Genomic DNA, 7584 nt, shown 5'->3' with positions numbered 1-7584 from the left:
CCTTCGTCGTCGACGGCGAGACGATCCCGGCGACGGGCCTCGAGGCCTGCCAGGAGGTCAGCCGCCGCCTCGGCCGCGAGAGCGCGGAGGCCTGGGACACCCATTGCTTCGCCGGCCGCCGCGACTACGTCCTGCGCCCCGGCGACGGCCTCGCCATCTTCTCGAGCCGCCCGGTCGCCGCCCGCGCCGGCGAGGACCATTCGGCCGCGCTCGTCGACTTCCGCCGCCTGGCCGCCACGGCCACCTACTGCTCCTTCTACGACGAGTGCTGGCAGCTCGCGCCGGAGTGACGGCAGGCTTGCCGCCCGCCTGCGGCTGCCGCATTCTCGGCCCCGCCCGGACCCGGAGGTTTCCATGCGACTTCTCCCCCTCGCCGCCCTCCTCGCGCTCCTCGCCGCCCCGGCGCTGGCCGAGCTCCCCGATCTCGGCGGGCGCGAGGTGAGCGTCGCGACCGAGAACGCCTATCCGCCGCTCCAGTTCGTCGACCCCAAGACCGGCGAGGCGATCGGCTGGGAGTACGACGCGCTGGCCGAGATGGCGAAGCGGCTGAACTTCACGCCGGTCATCGTCAACATGAGCTGGGACGCGATGATTCCCGCCGTCTCCGACGCCCAGGCCGACATGGGGATGACCGGCATCACCATCCGCGACGACCGCCGGGAGAAGGTCGACTTCTCCGACCCCTACATGCGCTCGGAGATGCGCATGCTGGTGCGCGCCGACGAGACCCGCTTCAGCGACGCCAGGAGCTTCGCCGCCGACCCCGCGCTCCTCATCGGCTCGCAGGCCGGCGTCACCCCCTTCTACGTCGCCGTCTACGACGTGCTCGACGGCGACGAGGCCAACCCGCGCATCAAGCTCTTCGAGACGATCGGCGCCGCCATCCAGGCGCTCAGGGCCGGCGACGTCGACCTCGTCCTCGCCGACAGCACCGGCGCCGAGGGCTACGTCAGCGCCAATCCCGATACCTTCAGGATCGTCGGCGAGCCGCTCGGCGCCGAGGAGTTCGGCTTCATCTTCCCCAAGGGGTCCGACCTCGTCGCGCCGGTCAACGCCGCCATCGCCGGGATGAAGGCCGACGGCACCATCGACGCGCTGGACCGCAAGTGGTTCGTCGACTACCAGATCGGCCAGTAGCCGCGTGGCAGCGCACCCGCCGAATGACGCCGAGCGCGAGTTCCCCTGGTGGCTGCTCGCCGCCGGCCTGCTCGGCCTCTGGCTGCTGGCGGCGATCCTGCTCGACCCGGTCTATTCGCGGATCCTCGCCATCGTCTCCCGGGGGGTCGGCGTCACCGTCTACGTGACGCTCGTCGCCTTCGCGCTCGCCTCCGCCCTCGGGCTGGCGCTCGCGGTCTGCGTGCTCTCGGGCTCCCTCGTGCTGCGCCAGGCCGCGCGCTTCTACATCGAGATCGTCCGCGGCATCCCGATCCTCGTGCTGCTCTTCTACATCGCCTTCGTCGGCGTGCCCGCCCTCGTCGCCGGCTGGAACGCGCTCGCCGCGCCGCTCGGCCTCGAGCCCCTCCAGACCCGCGACGTCTCCTTCCTCTGGCGCGCGATCATCGCGCTGATGCTCGGCTACGCCGCCTTCATCGCCGAGGTGTTCCGCGCCGGCATCCAGTCGGTCGACCCGGGCCAGATCGAGGCGGCCAAGGCGCTCGGCCTCACCCCCTGGCAGCGCTTCCGCCTCGTCGTGCTGCCGCAGGCGGTGCGCACCATCCTGCCGCCGCTCGGCAACGACTTCATCGCCCTCATCAAGGACAGCGCGCTCGTCTCGGTCCTCGGCGTCGCCGACATCACCCAGCTCGGCAAGGTCTATGCCGCCGGCTCCTTCCGCTTCTTCGAGACCTACAACGTCGTCGCCTTCCTCTACCTGGTGATGACCGTCGGCCTCTCGCTCGCGCTGCGCGGCTTCGAGCGGCGGATGCGCCGGCGCACCCCGCACCTCGAGGCTTGAAGCGCGGCGCGGCAGCCGGCTAGATGCCGGCGGCCGGAGGGGGAGGAACGCCATGGGTCTGTCCGAGATCATCGCCCGCGGGGTGGCGCTCGTCGGCGCCACCGCCATCCGCTTCCGCGAGCATACCGCCTCCGGCCCGCAGGCCTTCGGCCCGGAGCCGGCGATCCCGCCGGCGCGGCCGCAGGGCAGCATCCCGACGCTGAAGATGCCGACCGCCCGCGGCTGGCCGGCCGGCCGCACCCCGGTCGCGGCGGCGGGGCTGAAGGTCAACGCCTTCGCCACCGGTCTCAAGCACCCGCGCTGGATGCTGGTGCTGCCGAACGGCGACGTGCTGGCGGCGGAATCGCTCACGCTGCCGAACGAGTCGCGCTCGGTCTTCGACGTCGCCGTCAACGCCACCATGAAGCGCGCCGCCGCCCAGGGGCCGAGCCCGAACCGGGTGACGCTGCTGCGCGACGCCGACGGCGACGGCGACGCCGAGATGCGCGACACCTACCTCGAGAACCAGCGCCAGCCCTTCGGCATGGCGCTCCTCGGCGACACCTTCTACCTCGGCAATACCGACGGCCTCGTCGCCTTCCCCTTCGAGCCCGGCGCCACCCGGCTCCGGGCCGAGGGCCGCCGCCTCGTCGCGTTCAAGCCCGGCGGCCACTGGACGCGCAGCCTGCTGCCGAGCCCGGACGGCACCAGGCTCTACGTCGGCGTCGGCTCGCTCAGCAACATCGCCGAGCACGGGATGGCGGTCGAGGAGGGGCGCGCCTGCATCTACGAGGTAGACGTGGCGACCGGCGCGGCGCGCATCTTCGCGAGCGGCCTCCGCAACCCGGTCGGCCTCGCCTGGGAGCCGGTGACCGGCGCGCTCTGGACCGTGGTCAACGAGCGCGACGGCCTCGGCGACGAGACCCCGCCCGACTATCTGACCTCCGTGCAGGAGGGCGGCTTCTACGGCTGGCCCTACTGCTACTGGGGCCGGACCGTCGACGACCGCGTCCCCCAGGACCCGGCCCTCGTCGCGACCGCGCTCCGCCCCGACTTCGCCCTCGGCGGCCACACCGCCTCGCTCGGCCTCTGCTGGCTGCCGGCCGGCACGCTGCCCGGCTTCCCCGCCGGCATGGTGATCGGCCAGCACGGCTCCTGGAACCGCTCGCAACTCTCGGGCTATCGCGTCATCCACGTCCCCTTCGAGAACGGCCGCCCCGCGGGCCCCGCCCGCGACATCCTGACCGGCTTCCTCTCCCCCGACGAGAAGGCCTCCTGGGGCCGCCCGGTCGGCGTCACCCTCGCCCCCGACGGCGCCCTCCTCGTCGCCGACGACGTGGGCGACGTCATCTGGCGCGTGACTCCGGCCTGACGGAAGGGCGCACCGCGCGCCCCGACCCCGCCCCCGAAGGATTTCATACTGGCAAGCTTTCCTATCGAGCAGACCAGGGGCCCCGCCAACAGGCGGGGAGAACAATGACTCAAGCGGCCGAAGGCCGCTTTCCGCCGGAGGGAGGCCGCAAAGGCGGCCGACCGCCAAGCGCCGGCCGAGCGGGAGCCCCTTGCGGGCTCCCCGAGGCCGGCGCTCCCCCCGGCAGATCGCCCGCGATCGCGCGCGTGATCTACCGCTCGGTGAACTTGAGCTCGATGCGGCGGTTCTTCGCCAGCGCCTCCGGGCTGTCGCCCGGGTCGATCGGCTGGTACTCGCCGAAGCCGGTCGCCGCCAGCCGCTCGGGCGGCAGGCCCTGGACCTCGACCATGTAGCGCACCACCGAGAGCGCGCGGGCCTCGGAGAGCTCCCAGTTGTCGCGGAACGGGCTGTCGGCGCTCACCGGGGTCTTGTCGGTGTGGCCGTCCACCCGCAGGATCCAGTTGATGTCGGGCGGGATCTCGTCCGCCACCTCGCGGATCACCTGCGCGACCCGCGCCACCTGCGCCTGGCCGGCGGCGCCGAGCGTCGCCGAGCCGGGGGCGAAGAGCACCTCCGAGGGGAAGACGAAGCGGTCGCCCACCACCTCGACCCCCTCGCGCGAGCCGAGGATGTCGCGCATCCGCCCGAAGAACTCCGAGCGGTAGCGGGTCAGATCCTTCGCCTCCGCCGCCAGCCGCTCCCGCTCCGCCGCCTCGAGCTCCGCCCGCCGCCGCTCGGCGATCGCCACCCGGGCGAGCGCGGCGTTGAGGTTCTGCCCCAGCGTGTCGATCTGCACCTGCGCCCTGACGTCCTCCTCGCGCGCGGCGTCGAGCAGGCCCTGCAGCGCGTTCAGCTGCTCGCGGAGCTGGGCGGTCTGCTGGTTGAGGAGCGCGACCTGCCGCTGCCCCTCGGCCGAGACCTGCTTCTCGCCGGCGAGGAGCGCCCGGGCCTGGGCGAGCTCGGCCGCCCGCCTCTCCGCCTCGGTGAGCGCCGCCGCCTTCTCGCCCTCGAGCCCCTGCTTCGCCGCCTCGGCGGCGGCGAGCAGCGTCAGCGTCTCCTCCGCCTTCTTCCGCTCTGCCTCGAGGCTCAGCGTCATCGCGGTGAGCTCGGCCTCGGAATTCTCCAGCCGCTCGCGCAGCGCCTCGGCCGCCGCCGCGTCGGCGAGGCGCGCCGCCTCGGCCTCGTCGAGCTTCCCGGCCGATGTCGCGGCCTCCGTGCGCAGGACCGCGACCAGCGCCTCGAGCGCCTCGCGCCGCGCCGCGGCCAGCCGCGCCGCCTCGGCGCCGGCGTCGAGCTCGCTGCGCGCCTGGGCGAGCGCGGCCTCGAGCGCCTCGTTCGCGCTCAGCCGCCCGGCGCTCTCGGTCTCGGCCGCGGTCAGCCGGTCGGAGAGATCCGTATTGCGGGCGAGGAGGCTCGCCACCTGCGCCTCGAAGTCGGCGACGCGCGCCTCGGCCGCCGCCTTCTCGCCGGTCAGCGTCGAGACCAGTGCCGCCTGCCGGTCGGCGCGGCTCCGCTCGAGCCCGAGCGCGTCGGCGAGGTTCGCGACCTGCACCGAGAGCTCCTCGAGCCGCTGGCTCTGCCCGGTGATCGTGTCGCGCAGCACGAACTGCACGATCATGAAGATCGAGAGCACGAAGAAGAGGACGAGAATGAGTGCCGTCATCGCGTCGACGAAGCCCGGCCAGATCTGCGCCGGGAAGCGTCCCGCGCGCCGGCTCGACAGCGCCATCGCCTAGTACCTCCCCCGCGCCGCCACCTGGCGCAGCGCCTCGGCGAGGCCGGCGATGTCCTGGCGGATCTCGGTGACGAGATCCTGCCGCCCGGCCGAGAGATCCTCGAGGATGCGCAGCACCTGGGTGTCGATCGAGCGCAGCCGCGAGCGGGTCTCGGCGTCGATCCCGCCGCCCTCCTCGTCGCGGGCGCCGAGCACGGCCACCATCCGCTCCTGGGCCTGGGCGATGCGCTCGAGCAGCAGCCGGTCGTGCCGCTCGTGCCCCTCGCCGCGCGGCTGCGCCGCGAGCAGCTGCACCATCCGCTCCTGCCCGGCGGCGATGCGCTCGAGAAGCGCGTTGTCGACGGCGGGGGCGGGCGGGCGAGCGAGGAGCGTGGCGAGCTCGCCGATCCGCGTCTCGGTCTCCGCCGAGCGCGCCACGCCCTGCTCCACCACCTCGCGGAGCTGGTCGATCTGCTCGGCGGTCTGGCCGATGACGGTGAGCACGTTCGCCGCCGTCAGCGCCTCCTCCGGCTCGACCCCGGTGACGCCGAGCTTGGTGATCGAGGAGAGCCATTCCTCGAGCTCGCGGTAGAAGCGGTTCTGCGCGTGGCTGGCGAAGAGCTCGAGGAGGCCCACGACGAGCGAGCCGGAGAGGCCGAGGAGCGAGGAGCCGAAGGCGGTGCCCATGCCGCCGAGCTGCCCCTCGAGCCCGTGCATCAGGCTGTCGAAGCTGTCCACCGCGCTCTGCCCCTCCTGCGGCGCGAGCGAGCGGATGGTGTTGACGACGGCCGGCACCACGGTGGCGAGGCCGTAGAAGGTGCCGAGCAGGCCGAGGAAGATCAGCAGGTTGATGATGTAGCGGGTGAGGTCGCGCTGCTCCTCGATGCGGGTCGCGACCGACTCCAGGATCGAGCGGGTCGAGGTCGAGGTGAGCGAGCGCCGCGCCCGCCGCCCGGAGAGGAGCACGGCGAGCGGGGCGAGCAGGCGCGGCGGGCGGGTGAACTCGTGGCCCGGCCGGTCGATGGCGAAGCCCTCGATCCAGCTGACCGAGGTGATGAGGGTGAAGACCTGCCAGAAGCAGGCGAGCACGCCGACGAAGAAGACGAGGAGGATGAAGATCTTCAGGTAGGGCGAGGCGAGGAAGATCTCCTGCACCACCGGGAAGATCAGCACCGCGAGCGCCGCCGTCAGCCCGAGCACGATCAGCATCAGGACGATCTGCCGCACCGGTTGGGAGAAATGCGGTTCGGCCGTCTGACTGAGCACCATCGTCGGCAGGTCTTCCCTCGGGAACGGATCGCCGGACCTTACGCCGCTGCGGATCGCTTTCCAACTGCCTTTCCTTCCGGCAGATTCCGCTCCCGGAGGCCTTCGCGCGCGCGTCCCGGGCGGCTTGCACTCCTGCTGCATGCCTGACAGGTTGCCGCGCGACGGAAGGGGAGGATCTGCGACATGCATGCGGCCGGGACGACCCTCGTGAGCATCGCCGAGCTCCAGGAGCGGGTCGAGGCGATCCTCGGCCGCGCCGGGCTGAACCCGGTCCAGGCGGGCGCCGTGGCGCGGGTGGTGGTGGCCGGCGAGCGCGATGCCTGCGCCTCGCACGGGCTCTACCGGATCGAGGGCATCCTGCGCACGGTGAAGGCGGGCAAGGTCGAGCCGGGGGCGGAGCCGGTGCTCGTGGAAGGCGAGGCGGCGGGCATCGTGCGGGTGGACGCGCGCTTCGGCTTCACCGCGCCGGCGGTCGAGCTCGGCGTGCCGGTGCTGGCCGAGCGGGCGCGGCGGCTCGGGCTCGCCGCCCTCGTCGTCAACGACGGCACGCATTTCTCGGCGCTCTGGCCGGAGGTCGAGCTCGTGACCGGCCAGGGGCTGGCGGCGATGGTGATGTGCCCGAGCTATGCCACGGTCGCACCGAGCGGGGGGACGCGGCCGCTGCTCGGCACCAACCCCTTCGCCTTCGGCTGGCCGCGGCCGGGGCGGGCGCCCTACGTCTTCGACTTCGCCACCTCGGTTGCGGCGCGCGGCGAGGTCGAGCTGCACCGCCGGGCCGGCCGGGCGCTGCCGGAGGGGTGGGCGATCGACGCCGAGGGGCGGCCGACGACCGATCCGGCGGCGGCGCTCGCCGGGGCGATGCTGCCCTTCGGCGGCCACAAGGGCTCGGCGATCGGGACGATGATCGAGCTGCTCGCCGGGGCGATGATCGGCGACCTGACGAGCCCGGAGGCGCTGGAGCGGCTCGGAGGCACCACGCTCGCCCCCGGCCACGGCGAGATCCTCCTCGCCTTCTCGCCCGAGGCCTTCGCCGCCGGCCGGCCGGGCGATCCCTTCGCCCGGGCCGAGGGGCTCTTCGAGGCGATCGTCGGGCAGGGGGCGCGGCTTCCCTCGCAGCGCCGCTTCGCCGCGCGGGAGAAGGCCGAGGCGGAGGGGATCAGCCTGCCCGCCGCCGAGGTGGCGCGGCTCGACCGGTTCCTGGCGCTCGGGCTCGACGCAGTGGCCTGAGCGCATGGGTCCGCACAGTGCGGGCTTCGG

7 protein-coding genes are annotated in these 7584 nt (G+C 73.3%); 5 read left to right on the top strand and 2 right to left on the bottom strand.

Translation table 11 applies throughout. The features are described 5' to 3' along the window. The 4 genes from Q0112_RS01470 to Q0112_RS01455 form a co-directional block, all read left to right on the top strand. A partial coding sequence (locus Q0112_RS01470; protein WP_297970473.1) for a hypothetical protein occupies nt 1-290 on the top strand: 290 nt, incomplete at its 5' end. Between the two features lie 64 nt (nt 291-354). After that, a complete protein-coding gene (locus tag Q0112_RS01465) occupies nt 355-1137 on the top strand; it encodes a transporter substrate-binding domain-containing protein (RefSeq protein WP_297970471.1) in 783 nt (260 codons plus the stop codon). 4 nt (nt 1138-1141) lie between these two features. Further along, complete coding sequence (locus Q0112_RS01460) at nt 1142-1954, top strand: amino acid ABC transporter permease (protein WP_297970469.1); 813 nt, start codon at nt 1142-1144, stop codon at nt 1952-1954. A gap of 52 nt (nt 1955-2006) precedes the next feature. Beyond that, entirely contained in the window at nt 2007-3305 is a 1299-nt protein-coding gene (locus Q0112_RS01455; protein ID WP_297970467.1) for a sorbosone dehydrogenase family protein, read from the top strand. A 250-nt stretch (nt 3306-3555) separates the two neighbouring features. Here the strand turns inward: Q0112_RS01455 and Q0112_RS01450 are convergent, their stop codons facing one another. Both Q0112_RS01450 and Q0112_RS01445 read right to left on the bottom strand, forming a co-directional pair. Further along, nucleotides 3556-5073: a peptidoglycan -binding protein gene (locus tag Q0112_RS01450; protein ID WP_297970465.1), complete on the bottom strand. Its 1518-nt coding sequence runs from the start codon at nt 5071-5073 to the stop codon at nt 3556-3558. 3 nt (nt 5074-5076) lie between these two features. Further along, a complete protein-coding gene (locus Q0112_RS01445; RefSeq protein ID WP_297970464.1) occupies nt 5077-6327 on the bottom strand; it encodes a biopolymer transporter ExbB in 1251 nt (416 codons plus the stop codon). A gap of 183 nt (nt 6328-6510) precedes the next feature. Between Q0112_RS01445 and Q0112_RS01440 the strand changes: the two genes are divergently transcribed. Continuing rightward, nucleotides 6511-7554 (top strand): Ldh family oxidoreductase, encoded by a 1044-nt coding sequence (locus Q0112_RS01440; RefSeq protein WP_297970463.1) that lies wholly within the window; start codon nt 6511-6513, stop codon nt 7552-7554. The last annotated feature ends 30 nt before the right edge of the window (nt 7555-7584 follow it).

The sequence above is a fragment of the uncultured Amaricoccus sp. genome (assembly GCF_937858865.1).
In the GTDB taxonomy this organism is placed as follows: Bacteria; Pseudomonadota; Alphaproteobacteria; order Rhodobacterales; family Rhodobacteraceae; genus Amaricoccus.
This window is presented reverse-complemented; position numbering and strand designations above follow the sequence as displayed.